The 21708-nt window shown below is 45.2% G+C and carries 19 protein-coding genes and 1 pseudogene; 10 read left to right on the top strand and 10 right to left on the bottom strand.

The genetic code is table 11. The features are described from left to right. Nucleotides 1–5: 5 nt before the first annotated feature. Nucleotides 6–893 carry a DMT family transporter gene (locus ACED60_RS11850; protein WP_371727605.1) on the bottom strand — a complete coding sequence of 296 codons (888 nt, stop codon included), beginning with the start codon at nucleotides 891–893 and terminating at the stop codon, nucleotides 6–8. 119 nt (nucleotides 894–1012) lie between these two features. Here ACED60_RS11850 and ACED60_RS11845 point away from each other — a divergent pair, with 119 nt between their 5' ends. Beyond that, nucleotides 1013–1603, top strand: a complete 591-nt coding sequence (locus ACED60_RS11845; RefSeq protein ID WP_371727604.1) for a TetR family transcriptional regulator — start codon at nucleotides 1013–1015, stop codon at nucleotides 1601–1603. A 202-nt stretch (nucleotides 1604–1805) separates the two neighbouring features. Here the strand turns inward: ACED60_RS11845 and ACED60_RS11840 are convergent, their stop codons facing one another. Further along, nucleotides 1806–2459, bottom strand: a complete 654-nt coding sequence (locus tag ACED60_RS11840; RefSeq protein ID WP_371727603.1) for a YopT-type cysteine protease domain-containing protein — start codon at nucleotides 2457–2459, stop codon at nucleotides 1806–1808. A gap of 345 nt (nucleotides 2460–2804) precedes the next feature. After that, complete coding sequence (locus tag ACED60_RS11835; protein WP_371727602.1) at nucleotides 2805–4877, bottom strand: alkyl/aryl-sulfatase; 2073 nt, start codon at nucleotides 4875–4877, stop codon at nucleotides 2805–2807. Nucleotides 4878–5065: 188 nt separating this feature from the next. Here ACED60_RS11835 and ACED60_RS11830 point away from each other — a divergent pair, with 188 nt between their 5' ends. Continuing rightward, complete coding sequence (locus tag ACED60_RS11830; RefSeq protein ID WP_371727600.1) at nucleotides 5066–5980, top strand: LysR family transcriptional regulator; 915 nt, start codon at nucleotides 5066–5068, stop codon at nucleotides 5978–5980. Nucleotides 5981–6068: 88 nt separating this feature from the next. Here the strand turns inward: ACED60_RS11830 and ACED60_RS11825 are convergent, their stop codons facing one another. Then, complete coding sequence (locus tag ACED60_RS11825) at nucleotides 6069–6899, bottom strand: DMT family transporter (RefSeq protein WP_371727615.1); 831 nt, start codon at nucleotides 6897–6899, stop codon at nucleotides 6069–6071. 265 nt (nucleotides 6900–7164) lie between these two features. On the opposite strand from ACED60_RS11825, the gene ACED60_RS11820 reads away from it, so the two are divergent. The 5 genes and pseudogenes from ACED60_RS11820 to ACED60_RS11800 all read left to right on the top strand — a co-directional run bounded on the left by ACED60_RS11820 (nucleotide 7165) and on the right by ACED60_RS11800 (nucleotide 11612). Continuing rightward, nucleotides 7165–7554, top strand: a complete 390-nt coding sequence (locus ACED60_RS11820; RefSeq protein WP_371727599.1) for a VOC family protein — start codon at nucleotides 7165–7167, stop codon at nucleotides 7552–7554. 51 nt (nucleotides 7555–7605) lie between these two features. Then, nucleotides 7606–8130 carry a hypothetical protein gene (locus ACED60_RS11815; protein ID WP_371727614.1) on the top strand — a complete coding sequence of 175 codons (525 nt, stop codon included), beginning with the start codon at nucleotides 7606–7608 and terminating at the stop codon, nucleotides 8128–8130. A gap of 170 nt (nucleotides 8131–8300) precedes the next feature. Continuing rightward, a pseudogene (locus tag ACED60_RS11810) lies at nucleotides 8301–9740 on the top strand (6-phospho-beta-glucosidase). 106 nt (nucleotides 9741–9846) lie between these two features. Beyond that, entirely contained in the window at nucleotides 9847–10845 is a 999-nt protein-coding gene (locus ACED60_RS11805; protein WP_371727598.1) for a LacI family DNA-binding transcriptional regulator, read from the top strand. A 203-nt stretch (nucleotides 10846–11048) separates the two neighbouring features. Continuing rightward, on the top strand, nucleotides 11049–11612 hold the full coding sequence (locus tag ACED60_RS11800) for a sugar O-acetyltransferase (protein ID WP_017081374.1): 564 nt from the start codon (nucleotides 11049–11051) through the stop codon (nucleotides 11610–11612). 71 nt (nucleotides 11613–11683) lie between these two features. Here ACED60_RS11800 and ACED60_RS11795 read toward each other — a convergent pair whose 3' ends face one another. Beyond that, entirely contained in the window at nucleotides 11684–12871 is a 1188-nt protein-coding gene (locus ACED60_RS11795; RefSeq protein WP_029222798.1) for an MFS transporter, read from the bottom strand. 281 nt (nucleotides 12872–13152) lie between these two features. Between ACED60_RS11795 and ACED60_RS11790 the strand changes: the two genes are divergently transcribed. Beyond that, a complete protein-coding gene (locus ACED60_RS11790) occupies nucleotides 13153–14034 on the top strand; it encodes a LysR substrate-binding domain-containing protein (protein WP_371727597.1) in 882 nt (293 codons plus the stop codon). A 154-nt stretch (nucleotides 14035–14188) separates the two neighbouring features. Here ACED60_RS11790 and ACED60_RS11785 read toward each other — a convergent pair whose 3' ends face one another. Together ACED60_RS11785 and ACED60_RS11780 are read right to left on the bottom strand one after the other, a co-directional pair. Further along, nucleotides 14189–14686 carry a hypothetical protein gene (locus ACED60_RS11785; protein WP_371727596.1) on the bottom strand — a complete coding sequence of 166 codons (498 nt, stop codon included), beginning with the start codon at nucleotides 14684–14686 and terminating at the stop codon, nucleotides 14189–14191. Nucleotides 14687–14825: 139 nt separating this feature from the next. Next, on the bottom strand, nucleotides 14826–15392 hold the full coding sequence (locus ACED60_RS11780; protein ID WP_371727595.1) for a dihydrofolate reductase family protein: 567 nt from the start codon (nucleotides 15390–15392) through the stop codon (nucleotides 14826–14828). A 60-nt stretch (nucleotides 15393–15452) separates the two neighbouring features. Between ACED60_RS11780 and ACED60_RS11775 the strand changes: the two genes are divergently transcribed. Together ACED60_RS11775 and ACED60_RS11770 are read left to right on the top strand one after the other, a co-directional pair. Then, complete coding sequence (locus ACED60_RS11775; protein ID WP_371727594.1) at nucleotides 15453–16016, top strand: TetR/AcrR family transcriptional regulator; 564 nt, start codon at nucleotides 15453–15455, stop codon at nucleotides 16014–16016. Between the two features lie 160 nt (nucleotides 16017–16176). Next, entirely contained in the window at nucleotides 16177–17709 is a 1533-nt protein-coding gene (locus ACED60_RS11770) for a phospholipase D family protein (RefSeq protein WP_371727593.1), read from the top strand. Between the two features lie 117 nt (nucleotides 17710–17826). On the opposite strand, the gene nfsA is transcribed toward ACED60_RS11770, so the two are convergent. The 3 genes from nfsA to ACED60_RS11755 form a co-directional block, all read right to left on the bottom strand. Next, nucleotides 17827–18549: an oxygen-insensitive NADPH nitroreductase gene (gene nfsA / locus ACED60_RS11765; protein WP_371727592.1), complete on the bottom strand. Its 723-nt coding sequence runs from the start codon at nucleotides 18547–18549 to the stop codon at nucleotides 17827–17829. Nucleotides 18550–18771: 222 nt separating this feature from the next. Next, nucleotides 18772–19884 carry an OmpP1/FadL family transporter gene (locus tag ACED60_RS11760; RefSeq protein WP_371727591.1) on the bottom strand — a complete coding sequence of 371 codons (1113 nt, stop codon included), beginning with the start codon at nucleotides 19882–19884 and terminating at the stop codon, nucleotides 18772–18774. A gap of 188 nt (nucleotides 19885–20072) precedes the next feature. Continuing rightward, nucleotides 20073–21473 (bottom strand): DUF1254 domain-containing protein, encoded by a 1401-nt coding sequence (locus tag ACED60_RS11755; protein ID WP_371727590.1) that lies wholly within the window; start codon nucleotides 21471–21473, stop codon nucleotides 20073–20075. Nucleotides 21474–21708 lie beyond the last annotated feature (235 nt).

The raw sequence follows: 21708 nt of genomic DNA, 5'->3' as shown, positions 1-21708 counted from the left end.
TTTAATTAGTCATCATTTTTCATAGTCACTAAGGTGTAGATGAAGATCGTAATCAAGATCACCACACCACCAATAATACTGGTCGTTGGCGGGATCTCGGTGAAGAAGATAAACGCCCAAACTGGCGCTAACACGGTTTCTAACATCAGAGTCATTGATACCTCTGGCGCGGTAATGTGGCGTGTTGCGACCATAGATAACACTCGTCCAACAGGGGCTGTAAACAAGCCCATCATGCCCATGATTAACCACGTTTCAGCGCTATAGCTTGATGGTGTTGCGAAGAAAAACATCACAACTGCGAGTAACAAGCCACCTAAGCCAACACTCGCCAATCGGCTGACGTCTTGATATTTACGCAGCAAGGTAAACATCATCGATAGGCAGATAACTGCGAACACGGCCAACGCATCACCCATCCAGTTGCCTGAAGAAAATAACCCTGAAACGACTATCGTAATACCAATCATCACAGCGACAATGGCAATTAAGGTCGAACGGCTGGTGGCTTCTTTCAATATTAACCAGCTGAAAATGGCGGCAACCGCAGGGGCTGCACTGAGGATCACAAAGGTATTAGCGATTGAAGTCATTTTGATGCTGAAAACCAAACCTGATGCGCTGCCGAGCATAAGAATACCCGCCGCCAACAATGGCCAACCGCTTTGTGCTACTGCCTTTCGTATTCCGCGTTTGTCGTTGAATTTAAGCAAAATAGGCATCGAAATTGCGCTGAATAAGCCGAACAAGAAGGCCGTATCAAACCCGCTGACACCCGCATAACGAATAAAGATGGGGTCAATACTCATTAATACAGCACCTGCGATCGCGAGGGTAAAGCCGAGGGTTCGAGTATTTCTTGCTTCAGTTTTAGGGAGGTTCATTGTCGTCATTTCTCTATCCAATTATCTGCCATCAATAAATCATACTGGTAAGTATGATTTTAAAAATTAGTTGAGTCAATACAAATCATACTTTAAAGTATGATCTCTGTTTTGGGGGGGATGAAGTAATGAGCAAGATTGAGCAGAACAAAGAGAAGAAACGACTCGCGATTTTAAAAGCGGCGAAGGAGATATTCCTCGCGGAAGGCTATGTGCAAACCAGCATGGACCGAGTCGCTAGTGAAGCGAAAATGACGAAGCAAACGCTTTATCGTTACTTCTCTTCTAAAGATGTGTTGTTTGGAGCGACGTTAAGACAAATGGGGGCTCAGTTTGATGAGCTTTCTGTCGAGCAGTTAAAAATCTCTGATAATTATCAGGCATTGTATGGGTTCGCTACGGCCTTTTTGGCGTTTCATTTGTCGGACGAACATATCGCTACGTTGAAGCTATTGATTGCAGAAAACGGTAAGTCTCCCGCTATCTTGGAAAGCTTTATGTGGGTAGGTGAAAACGAAACCGATATTGCACTCGCTCAGTTTTTCAAGGATAGGTTTGATACCGAAGATGTCGCCACTAAGGTTACTCTTTGGACGGGAATGCTATTAAGCTTGAGAAGCGGCGTGTTGATGGGGATGGCAAAACCAAATCTACAAGATATTGAGCAACATGCTAGCGCAAGTACGGAGTTTTTGTTGGCTGCGCTAAGCGCAGAATAGCTGTACTAGGTTTTGAGCTTGAGAATGCTTCTAACAGTGAAGCACTCATAGCTCGTTTCGCAATCTGGTTTGGCAAATAAGACTATATAAAAAAAAAGGGGGAGGGGGGATTAAATAGAGTCTATTTGGTCTTATGGCTTTATCGCCAATAGCATCTGAATATTAGGTTAATAACACTAAACCTTGGTGAATTTGAGTATTTTTAATTTGGACTTAATTGAACCATCTGGAGGTCTGAATATACGGTGGAAGAGTAACCTTTTATACTTTTCCCTTGTGCGAGCCTACTTGCTTCTTTTGCCGCTTTGAAATAAGACGGTAGATGATGAGGGAGTAGTTCTTTGATTTCTCCAACATTAGGATCGTAAAAGTCGACCGTTGTACCATTTGATTTAATGGCAGTCGCATGACTTCCACTTGATACATAATAATAATGATTTTTCGTTAGAGCTTTACTGAGTGACTTATACGGGTATTGGAAGTTTTTTACCTTTCCCGTTAGTGTGCAAGTGCCAGTTAGTGCTTTTTGTAAATCCTTTTGCATCAAATGTGATTTAACGATGTCTTGGCCAAATGTTGTTTTTTCTTTCGAACCAAGTACGGTATAAATCTCCATACGATGCTTATCTAAGCTCTCAATAAAGTCTATATTTTGAACATCATATTCTATCCATTTAATAGCTAAACCTGCACAAATACCATCCCCTAGAGCTTGGTAATCACCATCTTTCAGCGCCCATATAAATGAGTGTTGAGCTAAATTCCTAGTTTTACCTTGAGTTTTGTGTGATAGCTTTGCAAATTCAATTTTATATCGATTTACTGCTTCGATTAGAATTTTTTTAGATATTGGCATTTAATCTATCCTCGTTTTGAAAAATACAAAACTAAATATTGTCTGTTAGGTTGAAAGCCTAAGTTATTCTCACTTAACTTAGTTTGATTTCGAATTATTTGGTAACTGTTGCTCTTTCTGATGAGCATTATGGTTCTAATCTCTATCATATATCCCTCTCTATTAAATTACCAAAAGGGATATTACAGAACGCAGTCGTATTGGAATTGAAACGTAAACGGCCCAATGTATTAGATGACATAGCAAGAAAGCCCCGACCAAAAGGTAAGGGCTTGTTGTGTGTTCTTTATAGAACGTTTTTCTAGCTAACTGGTGTCGTTTTTATCTATTTAGTGTATCGGGCGTTTAATGCGCGTGCTCGTGTGAATCTTGGTACAACTCAGCGTCGACTTCTTCGCCTTTGTTTGGACGAGGAACAATCTCAAAAGAGGTATCAGCTTCAGTCAATGAAGACAGCAGTTTGTTCAACGATGTTTTGTCTCCTTTCACGCCCGCTTGGCCATCTTCCAATAATTGGTTGAGTGTCGTTTTCTTCAGTACGATGTCTGATACATCTGATTTGTTGATGACCAGTGTGGTATCGGCATCTTGCAGTTCGCTCACTTGAATGTTGTTCAGGTTGCCATTCGACATCTCTACGTAGTAGAACTCTTTCACATCAGGTAATTGGATATTCATGGTAAACGGCGTGTCTTGCGCCTTCAATGAGTCCACTTTTACCGCTAAGTAATCCAGCAAGTTTTCGATGGTCATGTTCGCCAATACATCCGGAGAAGCCGTTTTTGGTGCGCCCGGTTGTGTGCCGATACGCAGTTCTTGAGCACCCGTTAGGTAGATGTTTCTCCAGCCCGCGCCTTCTGATTGGTAGCCTAGCTGTTCATAAGTATCGGCCAGTAAACCACGCGCTTTTTTGTTCTCGGGTTCCGCTTGGACAACCTTGTTCAGTGCTGTTGCAACGAAGCGATATTCACCTTCTTGGAAATCTTGCTGCGCTTTTTCAATCACCGCGTCACTGCCACCCATGTATTCAACAAACTTAACCGACTCTGGGTGAATTTGTAGCGGGTTCAGATTGGCTGGGTTCATGTCGAAGTAGCCAAGGTACATGTTGTACACCGCACGAGCATTGTGAGAGTAAGTACCGTGGTAACCATTGGTGTGCCAAGACTGTTGAATGCTGTCTGGCATGACTTTGTAGATCTCGTCGCCAATGTCTTGCAGAACAACACCATTGTTCGCAAGGCGAAGTGTTTGGTTATGAGTGAAACCGTAAGCGTCACGCTGCATTTTTAGGTAGTCAGAGATTTCTTGTTCGCCCCAAATTGGCGATGAGTGAGAGGCAAATAGCACCTCGGTATCTTCACCCCAAGTGACCAACATCTCGTTGATTTTCTTAGACCACTTCAAGCCATCACGTACTTTTGCACCACGCAATGTGTAGAGGTTGTGCATGCCTTGATACGTTAGCTCACCAGTCCAAAGTGCCTTCATGCTCGGAATGTAGGTCACCATTTCTGATGCCGCTTCAGTGCCTGATGCATCCATGAATTGCATCTCTAGACCATCGATAACCAGCGTTTCAATTTCTTCGTTATGGTTAAGTTCGTAATCCGGCAATACGTAAGTAATGGTGCCAGTCGACAAGCCTTTCGCGAGTGCCGCATCCACAATACCGTGCTCATGACGATTCAGTGTTGCGCCATATTGATAAGCGGTACGACGAGACATCGCATTACCTGCCAGTACGTTTTCGTCGACGATTTCTTTCGTGATGTTTTTTGAACCGTACACTTTTACGTCTGGGTAGGCTTCTTTGATTGCTCGTGCACCGCCAAAGTGATCGGCGTGTGAGTGTGAGTAAATCATCGCTACGATAGGTAAGTCGTCGCCATCAGGCACGTTGTTCTTAAAGAACTTTAATGACTTAGCTGCTGATTCCTTTGTGAGAAGAACGTCGTAAGCAATCCAACCATTGTCACTGCGGATGAAAGAAATAGACGCTAAATCGGCACCACGTACTTGATACACTTTGCCCGGGACAACTTCGTACAAACCTTCAGCAGCTTGGTTCAGCACGGCTTGACGCCAAAGCGAAGGGTTCACTGAATCGGGCGCTTGATCGGCATTGTTCACGCTAGGGTCGATGAAGTTGAAGCTGTTACGAATAATATCGCCAGTTTCTTGATCGAAGCTCGCAATCAACCCTTTGTTGTTATTGTCGAAAGCGCGAGTGTCTTCGAAGTTAAGCGTTTTCGCGAATTCTTGGTTTGCTTTCTTCGTCATCTCGGTCGCGTCTTTGCCACCCTGATCGCCGATTTCGCTAAAGTGCGCGTGGTCATGGTTAGCTGCAACAGCTGGGAACGCAAGAGAGATTGCTAAGAACAGTGATGCATTTGTGAAAGTGCGTGATGGAGTCATAGGTGCCTCTTCAATTCGGGATTTCGTTTCGTTGAGGAAATTATATGCCTAAGACATATAGCAAAAAATAAAGTAAGCTTTAGTTAATACATCACGATTGGCTATGTATTGAGTCGTGCAATGGTTAGGGAACGAAGATAAAACCTGACCTATGATTGATTAAGAGCACATTGACAGGGAGAGTAACGGTGAGCGACATGGAAAAGTTGGATTTAAATCTACTGAGCGTGTTCTTAGAAGTGTACCGATTAAAGTCGATCACGCTTGCATCAGAATCGCTTGGTATGACTCAACCTGGAGTCAGCGGCGCTTTGAAACGGCTTCAAGCACAATTGGGTACAGACCTTTTTATTCGAGAGGGTAGAGGTATAACGCCGACCAATGCAGCGATGCAGTTGGCGTTACGTGTAGAGCCCGCATTGGACGGGATAACCAGCGCGGTCAGCACGCTAAAGCAGTTCGATAATCAGCAGCATCATGTGTTTCGAATTTTGGTCAACGAGATCGGTTTAACCAAGCTTCAGCCCCTTGTGGAAAAGGACGAGACGCTTGGTAACATCTCAATTGAATTCAATATGGTGCCAAGCAATGAAGAAGATCTGCTGCAGAGTTTGAGCATGCAGCAAGCCGACTTAGCGATCGATATTCACTACCCACAAGTGAATGGCTATATGAACCAGCAAGTGATTGAAGATGAGCTCGTGCTGATCGCCAAGAAAGGGCATCCAAGGATTGATGGATCGGTAACGGAAGCGCAGTATTATCATGAGAAACACATCACCTTCAGAATGCGTCGCTCTCACCTTTACACCGCGGATTACTTTACAAAAAATCCGATACAGCAGCGAAAAGTCAGTTCCGAATGTGATTCATTAATGACGATGTGTGTGTTGGTCTCTGGCTCCGACTGTGTTGGTAGCACATCTAGAGGTTTTGCTAATCAATTTGCGGAGCGATTCCAACTGCAAGTTATCGAGCAGCCTTTTGAGGTCTTGCCGATGAAACAGTATATGATTTGGCATAAACGAACAGACTTAAACCCCGCACATCAATGGTTAAGAACCAAGATTCAACAATACATGACGAGCTCTCAAAGCTGTTAACGACTCAATGAAAAACGGCTTCCATTTGGAGGCCGTTTTTGTCTCTGTTACTTGAGGGTTTTAATTAGGTTTTTTGGATTCAATCAACTTATTGTGCGCGTTTCTGACGAGCGGCATTGAGCATTTTCATTGGCGACATTCCTGTCACCAACATGGTGCCGGTGATAACCAGAATTGAACCAACAATCGTATTGATGCCAATTGCTTCATCTAAGAACAAGTTACCCCAGAGAATACCAAATACCGGAATGATGAAGGTCACGGACAGGGCTGAAGGTGCGCCGAGTTCAGAGACGAGATTGAAGTAAAGTAGATACGCTAACCCAGTACATACCGCGCCTAATAAGATAACCGACGTAGTGATCGTAACGTCGGGTGTTTCTCTCATCGGAATAAAGAATACAAATGGCAAAACCAGCAACACCGCAGCCCACATGCTGCCATGAGCATTGTTGAATGCCTCAACTTTAGGGGCTTGTTTGGTATAGTTTGACGCTATTCCGTAGCTAAAGGCCGCCATCACTGCTGCAAAGATAGGAAGCATAGCCTCACGGCCAATGTTCATCGCATCCCAACCGACTAACACGCCAACTCCCGTTACCCCAATCCCAAGTCCCAATAGAACTTTCGCCTCGAGTGCTGTTTTGGTCCATATTGCACCAATGATTGCCGCCCATATTGGCGCGGTAGAGTTCAAGATGGCGAGTGTCGAGGCGTTAAGTGTCTGCGCGGCATAAGCGAAAAGCAAAAAAGGAAGTGTGGTGTTAAACAGCCCGAGAATGAAGAAGTGTTTAGCGTGATCATGAAAAGAGAGCTTCTTTTTTAAATAGAAAGAAACTAAAAGCAGAGTAAGTGCTGCAAACAGAACTCGCGCTTCAATTAAGACTGCGGGCCCTAATGGATTGGCCGCCATTCTCATGAAAAGAAACGAGCCTCCCCATATAGCCGCAAGTAGTATCAGTTTTAAAAAGCTCACAGTTTGAATCTCTGATTGTGTAAAACCTGACTATGGAGGAAAGATAACTATTACACAAACATAGATACCAATACTGTGCAGCTAATTGTTGGTATTTTGATAACGGAACTGACTATTAAATAGGAACACTTTTGATGAATTATGTTCTGTTTATTGTTCCTTATTTGATGAGTAATCTAGCGTTAGACATCAAACTTAGGCAAACAAAATGAAGATTGAACATATCGCAATTTGGACCAAAAAACTCGAAGTACTGAAGCGATTTTATGAAGATTATTTCGGCGCGACATCGAAATCAAAATATCACAACCCAACTAAAGGGTTTTCTTCATACTTCCTCTCGTTTGAAACGGGAAGTCGTTTAGAGATCATGGAAATGGATTCTGTGCCTGAATCGAAAGACGATATCTATGAGCAGTTCACAGGCTTCATTCACATGGCGATTTCATTAGGGTCGGAACAAGCGGTCGATCAACTGACTCAACGCTTGGTCGAAGACGGCTATGAGCGCTTAGATGGCCCAAGAAGAACAGGCGATGGCTATTATGAGAGCTGTGTGCTCGATCCGGATGGTAATCGCTTGGAACTTACCGTTTAATGTAGAGACTTAATTGAGTTACTCATCTACTAACGGAACTGAGGTATGACAATGATGAAGCTTGCTGTGACTTTCCTTTTTAGTCTTGGGCTTATGGGATGTGCTACCTCAGAACCGGTGTATGAGCAGGAGACGGACTCGAAACCTGAACCATCACAACCCATAGGTTACCTCGGTTTTAAAGCTCACCAAGAGTGGGCCATTCAATTTAACGACTGTACGGTCTATGATTTAACAGGCGCACAACCCTACCAGTGGTTTGATCGTACTTCAGCCTCTGTGAGCTGTTATACGTTTAAGCCAAACGATGCTATCAAGCCTCTGTTGGTTTACTCCGGTGCTGATTTCAACAGCAATAAACTCATTCCAATTGACCGTTTTCAAGAGTTGCAGGTATCAGAGTCAGGCTGGGGCAGTTTTCCTGCCGTCTACGAGACCAACGGCACCAATTGGCTGAAAGTCAAAGAGGGTTGGATTCACCTCACACTAGCCGATCAGACTTTGGTTCAGTTCTATCCCGGAACTCAAGACCAATCTAGCAAACACACACATGATCAATATTTTGAAGAGCACTGATCGTAACGCTGACTTTTGATTAGTCTGTAGTTCGATCAGAAAAAGATCGTTTAGTTATTGCTGAAACCGGTTTCAATCTGTATCTTTGCATTTATTGAAATCGGTTTCAGGGCTGCAATGAGCTCTCTAATCCTGATCTTTTTTGCGAATAACTTGTAGCGAGTAATGGTATGAACAACGAATTTCCGAACGATTTTTTGTGGGGTGGTGCGGTTGCGGCGCATCAGCTAGAAGGCGGCTGGGATGCGAATGGTAAAGGTGTCAGTGTTGTTGATGTTTTAACAGCGGGTGCTCATGGTGTACAACGTCGAATTACCGATGGTGTGATTGATGGCGAAAACTACCCCAACCAAGTCGCAGTGGATTTCTACCATCGTTATAAAGAAGACATTAAGTTATTTGCTGAGATGGGCTTTAAGTGTTTCCGTACCAGTATCGCTTGGACGCGTATTTTCCCAAATGGCGATGAAGCTGAGCCGTGTGAAGCGGGTTTAGCATTTTACGATGATCTGTTTGATGAGCTGTTGAAATACGATATTCAGCCAGTAGTGACGCTGAGCCATTTTGAAATGCCTTACCACTTAGCCAAAGAATACGGCGGTTGGATGAACCGTAAAGTGATCGATTTCTTCGTTAAGTATTCGGGCACAGTGATGGAACGCTACCAGCACAAGGTGAAGTACTGGATGACGTTCAATGAGATAAATAACCAGATGAATACTTCGGCAGATATCTTTGGCTGGTTATGCTCTGGCGTGAAGTTCCCACAATGTGAAAAGCCGCAAGAGGCGATGTATCAAGCGGTTCACCACCAGTTTGTGGCAAGTGCTTTAGTGGTTAAGAAAGGTCACGAAATTAACCCAGATCTTCAAATCGGTGCAATGTGTGCGATGGTGCCTTTCTACCCTCGTTCTTCAAAGCCAGAAGATATCATGGTGGCACAGCAAGCGATGCGTGATCGTTACTTCTTCTCGGATGTGATGGTTCGTGGCCACTACCCAAGCTACGCAAAACGCGATTGGGAAATCAAAGGCTTCAATATTGAAATGTAGCCTGAAGATGAGCAAATATTGAAAGAAGGTAAAGCGGATTATTTAGGCTTTAGCTACTACATGTCGAATACCTTGGATTCTTCTTCGCATCAGTCAACCGAAGAAGCGATGGACGGCGGTCATGAGAACTCGGTCGATAACCCGTTCATCCAGTCGAGCGATTGGGGCTGGCCAATTGACCCAACGGGTCTGCGTTTCTGTTTAGCTTCTTTGTATGAACGTTATGAAGTGCCATTGTTTATCGTTGAAAACGGTTTTGGCGCTGTTGATACCATTGAAGAAGATGGCAGCATTAATGACGACTACCGCATAGCTTACCTTGGTGACCACATCAAAGAGATGAAAAAAGCCGTTTCGATTGATGGTGTTGATTTGATGAGGTATACCCCTTGGGGCTGTATCGATTTAGTGTCGTTCACCACGGGCGAGATGAAAAAACGCTACGGATTCATTTACGTAGATAAACACAACGATCAATCTGGCTCACTAGAACGCAAACGTAAGAAGTCGTTCGAGTGGTATAAAGGTGTGATTGCATCTAACGGTGCCACTATTTAGAATGCATTTCCCAGCGCAGTTATGTGAACTGTGAGCTGTGAGCTGTCATTTTGCAATGAATTAGTCGGCCTATGTCGGCTAATTTTTTATAAAGGAAGAGAAGCCAATGGTAACCATGCTTGATGTCGCGAACCGCGCAGGCGTATCTAAATCGACCGTTTCTCGTGTCTTAAATGGCAAGAACATCGTGCGCCCGGATGTGGTGAAAAAGGTATTTGATGCGATTCAAGAAACAGGTTATCGACCGAACTTGTTGGCTCAGCAATTGGCGACCAAGAAGACCAATTTCATCGGCTTTGTAATCACCAATGAGTTGTTCAATGGCCCTTACTTTTCTTCCTTGATGTATCACGCGGCTTCTTATAGCGAAAGGTCGAATCACCAATTGGTGATCACCGATGGCAAACACAGCGCTGAAGACGAAAGAAAGGCGATCAATTTCCTGCTGGATATGAAGTGCGCGGGCATCATCATCTATCCGCAATGCTTAACCGAAAGCGAGATTGCAAAGATCATCGAAAGTACTGACACACCGATTCTGGTACTCAACCGAGAAATGCCGTCGAAGCCTAATCATGCCATTACCACCGACCATTATCAGAGCGCTTGTTTGATGGTTGAGCACATCATCGAGCAAGGCCATACAGACATTGCAGTGATTCGTGGTAAAGCCGGTTCTTCGACCGATGAGTTGCGTTACCAAGCCTATCAAGATGTGCTAACTAAACAGGGTATTGCATTGGATGAGTCCAAGGTTGTTCAAGGTGATTGGACGATGGAGAGCGGTTATCATGCGGCTCAGGCTCTGGTAAAAAGCAAAGCAACATTCACCGCTATCTTGTCTGAAAACGATGACATGGCGATTGGTGCGATTAAGGCGTTAACCGAACTTGGGTACTCATTGCCTCAAGATGTTTCTATCGTTGGTTTTGATAACAGCAAAGTGGGGGCGTTTTTAACGCCAAGCTTAACGTCTGTCAGTGTGCCATTAGAGCAAATGACGCAAAAGGCGATCCTGCAAATTGTCGGTGAAACAGAGCAAGCGACCACCATCAATACCACTGGCAGTTTGGTGTTACGTGATTCGATAGCGAAGCTAAATTAGCACCGTTCGAATTTCATATTTCACCTACAAAAAGTGACGAGCTGCGCATCTCTTAAACCAAGCTCAAACACTCCTTATTCACTGTTATTTAGATGTGCGATATTGCGTTTTTTGGTCGATGAATTGACCACCATTAGTTAAGTAATGTGAAACTAGCTAAGTAATATGAAAATAGCTGAGTGATGCGAGAACAGGTAAGTAACGTGAAAACAGAAAAACAAAAAATGCTAGCAGGCGAACCTTATCAGGCTTGGGATAAAGAGCTTTATGCCGCTCGTATCGAGTGTCGTAAGGTGCTTCAAAAACTCAATAACAGTATTCCTGACACTCCTGAATGGGAAGCGGCAACGCAAGAGCTCATTCCGGGCTGTGAAAACGCGCATCTAGAACCTCCATTTCGTTGTGACTACGGCTCGAACATCAAGCTGGGCAAGAACTTCTACGCTAACTTTAACTGCGTGATTTTGGATGTGGCTGAAGTGACCATTGGCGACAATGTGCTGCTTGGTCCGAACGTTCAAATCCTGACCGCAGGTCACCCACTCGATGTGAAAGGCCGTGTAGAAGAAGGCGTTGAGTTTGGCACACCGATTAATGTTGGCGACAATGTTTGGCTTGGCGGTGGTGTGATCATTTGCCCCGGTGTCACCATTGGCGAAAACAGCGTGATTGGCGCGGGCAGTGTGGTAACCAAAGACATCCCAGCCAATGTGGTTGCAGTCGGTAACCCGTGTAAAGTGCTGAAAGCGATCGATAACGGACAATAATCAGATGTAAATGACAAAGCCCGAACCTAGGTTCGGGCTTTGTTTTTTCTATTCTTGCTAGATGCTAGATGCTAGATGCTAGATGGAACAGCTTGTTGTGCTTGCTTCTTATCTAACGCACCACTGAATCGAGTCAGAACAAGAGCGATCAAAACGATCACAGCACCTACCCAAGGGGTGTTCATTAATCCAGATTTCGCGACAATCAAACCACCGCCCCATGATCCCAATGCGATACCGACGTTGAAGGCTGCAATGTTCAACCCAGAAGCGACATCGACTGCATCTGGTGTGTATTTCTCAGCCAGTTTCACAACATACACTTGTAGCCCCGGAACGTTACCGAATGCGAATGCACCCCAAACCAAAATGGTAGCAACAGCTGCGTAAGGGTTTACTGCGGTAAAGTTGAATACCACCAGTACTGCGGCCAAACCAGAGAAGATAACGGTCAGTGCTTTAATTGGGCCCATCTTGTCGGCCATTTTTCCGCCCCAGATGTTACCGACTGCTACTGACACACCGTAAACCAACATGATGAGACTGATAGAGCTCGAATCAAACCCTGATACGTTTTCTAGTATTGGAGCAAGGAACGTAAACGCTGTGAACGTGCCGCCATAACCTAGTGCTGTGATAGCGTAAACCAACAGTAAGCGTGGTTGAGTTAGAACCTTTAGCTGTGCCGAAATCTTCGCCGCTGGTGGTTGCTTAAGGTTGCTTGGAACCAAGATAGCGCTACCGATAAGAGCAATAAGACCAAGCAGAGCAACGATCAAGAAGGTCGCTTGCCAGCCAAAGGTTTGGCCGATATAAGTGCCCAGTGGTACGCCGGTTACCAATGCAACCGTTAAACCCGTAAACATGATCGCAATAGCACTGGCTGCTTTATCTTTTGAAACCAAACCTGTCGCGATGGTCGATCCAATCGAGAAGAACACACCATGGGCAAGGCCAGTCAAAATTCGTGCGGCGATCAGCGTGTTATAGCCTGGAGCTTGCCACGCCAATAAGTTACCAATGACAAACAATGCCATCACGGTCAGCAACACCGATTTACGATTCCATTTGCCGGTTAATGCCGTTAAGACTGGTGCGCCAATAGCAACGCCAAGCGCGTATAAACTGACTAATAGGCCTGCCGATGGCAGAGATACATTCAAGTCGCTCGCCATGGTAGGAATCAAGCCTACGATGACAAATTCTGTGGTTCCGATGGCAAAGGCGCTGAGCGTCAATGCAAGTAATGCTAATGGCATAATCATCTCTCTTACTGTTCTTTGTTAAATACCGAGCGCGATAAAATGGGGCAGCTTGCGACTGCAATAGGAGCGCTTCGTTTGATGGCGAGGATTATCTAGCAAAATATATTTGTGAAAAATGCCCTCATTAACAAATAACCTTTGTGTTATTTGCAATAATTGGAGAGTTAGCCGATCATTGGATTAAGCTGATGAGATCGAAAAGACATAGATGATTTGAGCTGTGATGAGCACAAGCGAGATGACATTAAACAAAATGAAGATAGCGAAGGAGCCTCATGCTAACCCGTTCAGATGATTTAGAAATGGTACTCACCGTTGTCGATGCTGGTGGTTTTTCTGCGGCGGCAGAGACGTTGGATGTGCAAGTCGCCAAGGTATCTCGTTCGGTGAGTAAGGTTGAGTCGCAACTCGGCGTATCAATATTCAACCGAACAACGAGACGCGTGGAATTGACGGAAGAAGGACGGCAGTTTGTCGATTCAGTCAGGTTGGGGTTACAGATGATCCAGAGCGCGGAAGAAGAAATCGTGTCGCGCGGTGAGCTGCCAAAAGGTCGTTTAAGAGTCGATGCCGCCAGTCCATTCGTATTCCATCAGTTAGTGCCGTTGGTGCAGTCATTCAAAGAGGCTTACCCAGACATTGAATTGGAACTCACTTCCAACGAAGGCTTCGTTGACCTTCTAGAAAAGAGAACTGATGTTGCGATTCGAATCGGTAAGTTGTCCGACTCAACACTGCACGCGCGCCCGTTAGGCAAAAGTTTACTCCATATTGTGGCGTCACCTGATTATCTCGCTAAGCGTGGGTTACCCACCAAACCTGAAGATTTGAGTTCGCATCAAATTGTGGGTTTTGCAGGGAACAAAGTGCTTAACCATTGGCCTTTACCAAACCAAAGTGATGTCGCGCCTACTGTGACAGCCAGTAATGGTGAAACCGTGCGTCAACTAGTCTTAGCTGGAAATGGGATCGCTTGTTTATCGGGGTTTATGGTGCAGGAAGATATGGCTGCGGGTCGCCTAATTCCTATTCTGGAACAAGACAAACTTGCCAACACAGACCGAGAGCGAGTGAATGCGGTTTATTACAAGTCGTCCTCTGTCTCTAAACGTATCTCGGCGTTTATTGACTTTATTCAGCCCCGTTTGAGCTTGTAGGAAAGAATGAAACACTCTTTAGCAGCACACAGCCAAACCGTTATTTGCATCGTTTGAGAACGGGTATTCGTATCAATGTTTAGAGAGCACATATTGTTGTATTGAGATTCGATAGGTGGATGTGATCTCAATAGCGTTTACTGACTTTCAGTGTTTAAAAACCGCCCGCCCACGCATCAAAATCGTCAATATTGTCGAGTTCTTGCTGGCTTCTTGGCACAGGGTAATAAGGCAAGGCTAACCTTTGAACGGAAGGTTGCAGTTCCCAATCGGGCGTAATCTTGAGTCGGGTTAATTCATCGTTGAGGCGCACAAACATATAGTAGCCATCGGCATGGGTATTGGCGTAACTCGCGATAGTTGCGATATCACCGGAAGGTAATTTTACGTCTCGACCGAGTGGATAGAGTTGGTGCAATGCGAAACTCACTTTGGGATCTTCAAGTTTGCCTTGCTTAAAGCGTTCTAATCCGATGGCGGTTGAAGTGGTGCGTGGCTTCCACCCTGTGAGGAACAATCCACTCAGGTTATCTTGGAATGGCTTACCCTTTCGATTGCCTTCATTGGTAATGAATTGAACGGTCAATGTATCTCCCGATTCTTGCAGAATTTCTAAAAACTGTTCACCAGTGCGATCGACCAAAAGCTTCATAATATCCAGCTACTATCAAGAATGAGAGACGATAAAGGGTACTACTTTAGGGGAGGCTTGTGTAGAGACGGTAAAGCTTACGTCGCGTGAACAATGTTTTCGGTGTTGATCCTTTCATGCCCTTAGAGCAACAACAGCTTTAATGCTTACGTAAGTAATGCGTTTGCACTATTTCATCAAGGTACGTCGTGACGTCTTTTAACGTAAAGTCGACGGGAGATACTAAGTCACCAAATAACGGGGATCCACCACCAAGCACGACAGGAATAGTCGAGATGATCAGCTCATCAATCAGGTCTTCTTTCATGAAGTTTTGAATGGTGATGCCGCCATCGATGTACAGGTTCTTTAGGCCTTTGTTATTCAAATCCGCGACAATCTGTTTGAGCTCGCCCTTCATCAAAAATACTTTACCTTCAAGCTCTTGAGGTACTTTATTCAAAGTGTTGCTCAGTACATAGACTGGCTTGCTGTAAGGCCAATCGATACCAAAGCTCAACACCATATCCATTGTATTACGTCCCATGACCAGCGCATCGATACGATCGGTATGAGCGTTGTAACCCATGTCGTCACCGTCTGGATTTGGAATCGCTTGCAGCCAATCTAAGCCGCCTTGCTTGTCTGCAATGTAACCGTCAAGGCTGGTTGCGATAAATACAATATTTGACATTTTTAACTCCGATATCGATGAGAAACTTGGCATCTACACAGTAATAAACTAAAATATTCTACAGTGTAGAAATAAAGTTTAAAAGGTGACGGTATGACTGTCAAGGATCAGAAACGAGGTCGACCAAAGAGTGGATCAAGCCAACTCAGCGCCGAGAGAATTCTCACTATTGCAAAAAGCATGATGCGAGAGAGTGGCAAAGTGCCAAGTGTTCGAGGGCTCGCGACGGAACTCGGTGTCGATGCGATGGCCATATACCATTACTTCAAAAACAAAAACGATCTGCTTGAGGCAATCACGGTTTCTTTGATTGAAGAAGTTGCGCAGCCAGAGCTGATCCAAGACTGGCGAGATAACCTTTATCGGCTCAGTGTGAGTTACTTGTCGATGCTCAACGAATATAGAGGCTTGTTAGAGACCTTATTGACCATGAAATCCCTCGGGCCGATGGAGGTATTTAGTGAACGTTTTGAAGCGGTGTTGAGCCCGTTAGCGTTAACGGAAGAGCAAACCAAAAATGCGTTGGACTTGCTGGTGGATTATTTACACGGCTACGCTTTGGCGTTGAACTGCAACCCAGACCGAACTGAACTCACTATTGAAATGGTCGAAAAGCCGCTGAGTTTATACTGTTTGGCGCTCACTCAACTTAAGTGATCTGTAGGCAATTTACTGACCTTTAAATTTATACTGGATAATTACCTATAAATTTCAGGCTTTAGCAGTAATAATCAATGAATAGATCGGAATAGCTTGTTCATTGAAAAGCTTTACGGAAAGTTTCTAAAGACGCCATCGTGAAAAGGAAGTCAGATACATGCCTGTGCTCCAACGCATCAGTTTAACGTTAATCTTAATCGCCGTTTTAGGTGGGTGTTCTTCACTTCCTGAAGGCATCGATCATCCAACAGAACCGCCAACCTCTCCTGCACCTAGTTCTTTATCGGTTCTAACCAATGAATTTCAGCCTGAAGCTTTAGAGCAAGGCAACACTGCGGTTCGTCTGCAAGAGTCCGGTTGGGATGCTTTGGCACAGCGATTAGCGCTGGTCGAAAGTGCCGAGCACACCATCGACATTCAATACTACATCTGGAACTCTGACGAATCGGGAAGCTATCTCGCTAGCCGCTTATTAGCCGCGGCTGAGCGTGGTGTGAAGGTGCGCGTAATGCTGGATGATATCAACCTCAACGAACGTGAAGGGTTGCTGTCGGCACTGGATGCGCACCCTAATGTCGAGATTCGTATCTTCAATCCAACACCAACACGCCGTGGTTTCAGTAAATGGCTGAGCTTTGTCGGCGACTTTTCTCGTTTAAATCGCCGTATGCACAATAAGTCGTTTACCGTCGATGGTACTTTGTCTGTGGTGGGTGGACGTAATATTGGTGATGAATACTTCGACCTTTCTGATGAAATCAATTTCCGAGACCGCGATGTGTTGGTGATGGGCTCGGTAGTTAACACCATTCAAACCAGCTTTGTCGAATACTGGAATAGCCGTTGGTCTTACCCTGTCGATATGTTGGGTGATGACGAACAACCTGATCTCTCGAAGATAGATAATATTGTCGTTCCGCATTATCAAAATTACCCGGAATTGCCACTAGATCGTAAGGCTGCTGATAGCTTACTGAAAGAGGTGGTTGGTGAGATGACTTGGGTGAATGCGCGTTTTGTTTACGATCAACCCGTCCCTGATGACTCCGATAATACTGATGAACCAAAAGCGACCGCGATTCTTCTAGGGAAATTAGCGAGCGAGTCGAAACAAGAGATCTTGTTGGAATCGGCTTACCTTGTATTCGATGATGGTCAGCTTGAAGAGTGGCAGGTATTGAACAACAAGGGCGTTGAGATAAAAGCGCTAACGAACTCTATGGCGTCTAATGATCTGGTGACCAATCACTCCGCTTATGCGGGCAGACGTTACGATATGTTGGAGCATGGTATCGACCTGTTTGAGCTAAAACCAGAATCTAAGCTGTGTGAAGCATCGACTCAGGACTTGTCGAAATGTGCACCTGAGACGGCCTATGGCTTGCACGCAAAATCAGTCGTATTCGACCGCAGCATCGCAAGCATCGGTTCATTTAACTTCAACTTGCGCTCTACCTACCTCAATACAGAATCGGTTTTGATCATCGAGAATAAAGAGATTGCTGAAACGTTAGCTGACACTATTGAGCAAGCGATGAGTGACGATAATAGCTGGCGCTTGGAACTGGAAGACGGTGATGTGTATTGGTATTCAGGCGATCAAAGCTGGGACAGCGAACCAGAAACGGGTAAGTGGGAACGAATGCAGTCAGGCTTTTTGCAATTGCTACCGATTGAGAAATACCTGTAAGGGTGTCAGTATCCCAGAAATGAAAAATGTCAGCGTATTATACGCTGACATTTTTGTTTGTACTGCTGTTTGTACTGCTGTTTGCTGCTAGCTCTAATCGCTTAACGGCTTAACGGCTTAACGCTTGGTCAGCTGCTTGCTGTTCAAGTAAGGCAGGATATGCGGGCGAGATTCGCCAGACAGCTTTTGAGTGATCTGTTGTGACCAACTGCTCTGCTTTTGGTTGCTTGAACGGCTTGCGTAGTAGCTCTGCATTGAATCATCGTAGCTGGCAATTTCATCTAGGCTCAGCGGTTGGTATTGGTTTTCGTGCATCACCACATGAGCAGGGAGGCGAGGCTTAACCTCTGGTTGTTGTGCCGGGTGACCTAAGCACATTCCGAACAACACGGCGGTGTGCTGTGGCAGTTCTAACAGTTCATCGACTTGTTGTGCGCTGTTACGTAACCCGCCAATGTATACGCCACCTAAATCTAGAGACTCAGCAGCCAGTATGCAGTTTTGCGCCATGATGCCAGAATCTACCGCGCCAATCAGGGTCAGTTCAGTAAAGTCGGTTTTCACTTCAGGGTTAATTTGAGCGTGGCGTTGATAGTCGATACAGAACACCAAAAACTCAGCCGCATTCTCAACGTAAGCTTGGTTACCTGCGTATTCGGCTAACAGTTTGCGCTTCTCTTTGTCTGTCACTCTCACGATAGAAACAGCCTGCAGTAAGCTCGATGACGAAGCCGCGAGACCAGCTTGAATAATCACATCAAGTTGTGCTTTTTCAATCGGTTGATTTGTATATTGACGAATGGAGCGGTGCCCCAGAATAGTTTCAATCGTGCTGTTCATAACTCTCAGACAGTCCTTGTGATGATGACGTAGAGAATCACAATAACGACAATTACCATGAGCGTAAAGGGTGTTCGAGCCTTTCTGGTTGGCGGAATGATATTCATGAATTTAAAAGGATTGCTGTCACAGCCAATCCTTTTTTTACCGTTTCTTGCTAGAAGCTAGAAGCTAGAAGCTAGAAGCTAGAAGCTAGAAGTGAATCACGCTCAAGAGTTCGCTTTAATGGCGAAGAGACAAAGTGATGAAGTGAACTCTGTTGGTCGAATAGCTGCCAGAAGGCTGAAATAGTCCTGAGTCAGCATTAATTTCACCATGGCCTAAATCTTGGTATTGGTAGCTCAATCCTAGATGTAAGTCGTTGGATATCTTCTTCTCAGCGCCGAATCCGATACGCCACTGTTTATCGAGCGGGAGTAACACATCTCTGTTTTGACTGCTTACAGGGCTCGTGTCACCGCTCACTCCGCTGTACAGCAACCAATCCTCGTATGCGTATTCCACACCAACCCCAAGAGAATAGGTGGTTGAGTATTTGTCATCATAATCTTGCCATGTCTCCATGTTGGAGCTGAGTAGAAGGTTTAAGTCTTCATTTAATGAATGCTTCAACCCTAAGTTTAAGCTTCGAACCCATGTTAGTTCAGAGCTAATGCCAAAAGCGTTGGCGTTATCAAGGGAAAGGTCGTGATCAAATTGGCCCTGATAACTGACACCCAATTGTGTGTTGTCACTGATGTGGTGATTGAGACTCAGGCCGAATCCTAGGTCGAGGCTATCTCCTTGAAGCTCTCGACCATTCAATGCTTGAGTTTCAAGCGCTGCGTGCTGCAATATCAAAGAACCACCAAGAGACAGTTGTTCATTGACCTGATATGACAATGACGACGTAAAGTTGAGTGCCGAAATGCTATTTTCTTTGATCAATAAAGCAGGGTGTGCGCCAACGCCGTGTGAGTATTCAACGCCAGTGCCGCCAGCTGCGTGCAATGCTGCGCCGACGACCCATTGGTCATTGAGCCTTGATGCGTAAGACAAATGAGGGAGAACATCGGCGCTGCTTCCTGTGGTCGAAGCCGAGTTATCGTCGCGGACAAATGTGGTTTCAACATCGAGGTATTGAACGCCGAGAGTCCAAGCGCTTTCTTCAATGGCCGATAACCCAGCAGCGTTGGTGATCACGGCGGATGCATCGTTCGCGGTTACGTTTCCTGCGCCGGCTGTGCCAACGCTTTTGGTTGTCGCAATCTGAGATAGGTTTAATCCACCCGCGTGAGCGAGAGAGCTGACTATCCCTGTTACTAACAGAGACAGTGTGATGAAAGGTGTTTTCAAGAATAGAACCTCATTTTCAGTGTATGAGTTATGTTTCCAGTAATTTGGGTGATGTTTCTAGCAGTTCGAGCCATGCTCTTAGAGAGAGAAGTCATTGCCACGAGCGAACACTAAGAACGCCGTGGCAATTGACTTGATCGACTTAATTGCCTTAGTTGGATTAATCGAAGTAATTAACTTAATTGAGGCTAGAGCTTTCCAACTTGTGGCAGTGGATATTCATTGTCGAGAACGGCTTGAGTTGGTTCATACAGGCGCATGTGAAGATAGAAGTCATCTTGAGGTGCAGGCAGCCAGTTACACGTAGGATCGGTTGGTTTTGCGTATTGAATGCATATTGGCAATGTGCCGTCTTCTGCGTATTTCAGTTCATCCTTACGATTGGTTGAGATGGAGTAGCGTTGAATGAAGTTCTCAACCATGAACAGGTTTTTAGCGTCGTACATGGTCAAAGACCAAAAGGCGTCAGCGGGTGCATCGGCAGGCATGGTCATTCGATATTGATTGTCTCCCGACAGCTGCTCGCCATTCGAGTCCGTGTATCGATTTGGGTAGAGTGCTCGCTCTGGCACATTCAAACCAGCCGCACGCATATTGATGCTCGCTCGGCTCAGGTAATCATTCCCGTAACGGCCTCCCTCGTACATCATCGACCAGCCATTATTGACATCACCGATGCTTCGACCAGCGTATTGAATGATCTGCTGTGAAGACTCAATCGCGCGCATTAGCCCTTTTTTCTGTGCTGAGGTTAGCGCTTCAGGGTTAAAGGGGGTCGATCCTCCAATACCAATTTGTTGGAATTGATCAACGATGGCAGCATCTTCTGGAATCGGGTTTTTACGTAGTTCACGGTCAATTAGCGAATACCACTCTAACCCTTCAGGCCTCGCCATGGGTGGGATACGACCTGTCGAAGCTTTGAGCTCTACGATGTCATGCTCTGCGCCGAGTTGATCGAGTGGGTAGCTGAGGAATTTATCGTGAATAACCAGTGCGTCATTGAGGTCTTGCTCGCCAAACACGCCCGTTCGTTGAATCAACCAAACCATAGGAGTGCGAGATTCTACGACACGATCAATTCCCTCTGGTACTTCACCAGCCCATCCTTTGTTGACCAAAAGCACTTTTGAACCTTGGTCGCCGACATTCTTCACGTGCAGATCTTCAATCGAATCTGAGTAAGCATCCAATAGCTGAACAATGTAATAACGGTTATCGGTGCGAGGAATATCAATCACCATTGGACCTGATAAATCCAGATCGTAGTGAGCCTGTGAGTAGAGCGTATCGTTGTTGACGGTAGGTACAATTCTATCCTGAGGTCCGGATAGAACGCGTGTTTTACCCATCTCATTCAATGGTGCCATGGCGTTGTCCATCGGCGCATCAACAGATGTGGTCGTTTGCCTAACCGCTGCCACGGTTAATGGGCCTGTACCATAGATAAATGCTTGAACACCTAGGTTGTAAGCGAGCTCTTCTTCAGGATTAATAGATTGTTGGGCAAGGGATGGCATCGCGATAATACTGGACAAAGAACACACTAAACTGGTCAGTACACTTTTCTTATAGAGGAGCTTTCTCATGGAACACCTTAGATCGTAGGAACAGAATTAGGCATTTATCATATGAGCAAGTGAGATTAAGGAGTGTAATAGCCGATATTAAGGATGTTAATAGTCTCTTTTTACCCTTCAAGTGATTGTTTTAATTAACATTGATTTAGGGTGGTGAAGCGACTCTACGACGTGTGCAGGTAGTGTGCTTGAGACGCTATTGTTTGATTGATTTTCGGTTGATATGTTGGCAAAAAAGTACGGG

This window comes from Vibrio sp. 1F279 (assembly GCF_041439815.1).
Lineage (GTDB): Bacteria > Pseudomonadota > Gammaproteobacteria > Enterobacterales > Vibrionaceae > Vibrio > Vibrio tasmaniensis_A.
The sequence above is the reverse complement of the archived record's forward strand: the minus strand, read 5'-3'. Positions and strand labels throughout refer to the sequence as shown.

Coding starts and splice junctions, on each gene's coding strand:
- ACED60_RS11850 (WP_371727605.1), bottom strand. CDS start 893: ATGACGACAATGAACCTCCCTAAAACTGAAGCAAGAAATACTCGAACC.
- ACED60_RS11845 (WP_371727604.1), top strand. CDS start 1,013: ATGAGCAAGATTGAGCAGAACAAAGAGAAGAAACGACTCGCGATTTTA.
- ACED60_RS11840 (WP_371727603.1), bottom strand. CDS start 2,459: ATGCCAATATCTAAAAAAATTCTAATCGAAGCAGTAAATCGATATAAA.
- ACED60_RS11835 (WP_371727602.1), bottom strand. CDS start 4,877: ATGACTCCATCACGCACTTTCACAAATGCATCACTGTTCTTAGCAATC.
- ACED60_RS11825 (WP_371727615.1), bottom strand. CDS start 6,899: ATGAGAATGGCGGCCAATCCATTAGGGCCCGCAGTCTTAATTGAAGCG.
- ACED60_RS11820 (WP_371727599.1), top strand. CDS start 7,165: ATGAAGATTGAACATATCGCAATTTGGACCAAAAAACTCGAAGTACTG.
- ACED60_RS11815 (WP_371727614.1), top strand. CDS start 7,606: ATGATGAAGCTTGCTGTGACTTTCCTTTTTAGTCTTGGGCTTATGGGA.
- ACED60_RS11805 (WP_371727598.1), top strand. CDS start 9,847: ATGGTAACCATGCTTGATGTCGCGAACCGCGCAGGCGTATCTAAATCG.
- ACED60_RS11795 (WP_029222798.1), bottom strand. CDS start 12,871: ATGCCATTAGCATTACTTGCATTGACGCTCAGCGCCTTTGCCATCGGA.
- ACED60_RS11790 (WP_371727597.1), top strand. CDS start 13,153: ATGCTAACCCGTTCAGATGATTTAGAAATGGTACTCACCGTTGTCGAT.
- ACED60_RS11785 (WP_371727596.1), bottom strand. CDS start 14,686: ATGAAGCTTTTGGTCGATCGCACTGGTGAACAGTTTTTAGAAATTCTG.
- ACED60_RS11780 (WP_371727595.1), bottom strand. CDS start 15,392: ATGCCAAGTTTCTCATCGATATCGGAGTTAAAAATGTCAAATATTGTA.
- ACED60_RS11775 (WP_371727594.1), top strand. CDS start 15,453: ATGACTGTCAAGGATCAGAAACGAGGTCGACCAAAGAGTGGATCAAGC.
- ACED60_RS11770 (WP_371727593.1), top strand. CDS start 16,177: ATGCCTGTGCTCCAACGCATCAGTTTAACGTTAATCTTAATCGCCGTT.
- nfsA (WP_371727592.1), bottom strand. CDS start 18,549: ATGAACAGCACGATTGAAACTATTCTGGGGCACCGCTCCATTCGTCAA.
- ACED60_RS11755 (WP_371727590.1), bottom strand. CDS start 21,473: ATGAGAAAGCTCCTCTATAAGAAAAGTGTACTGACCAGTTTAGTGTGT.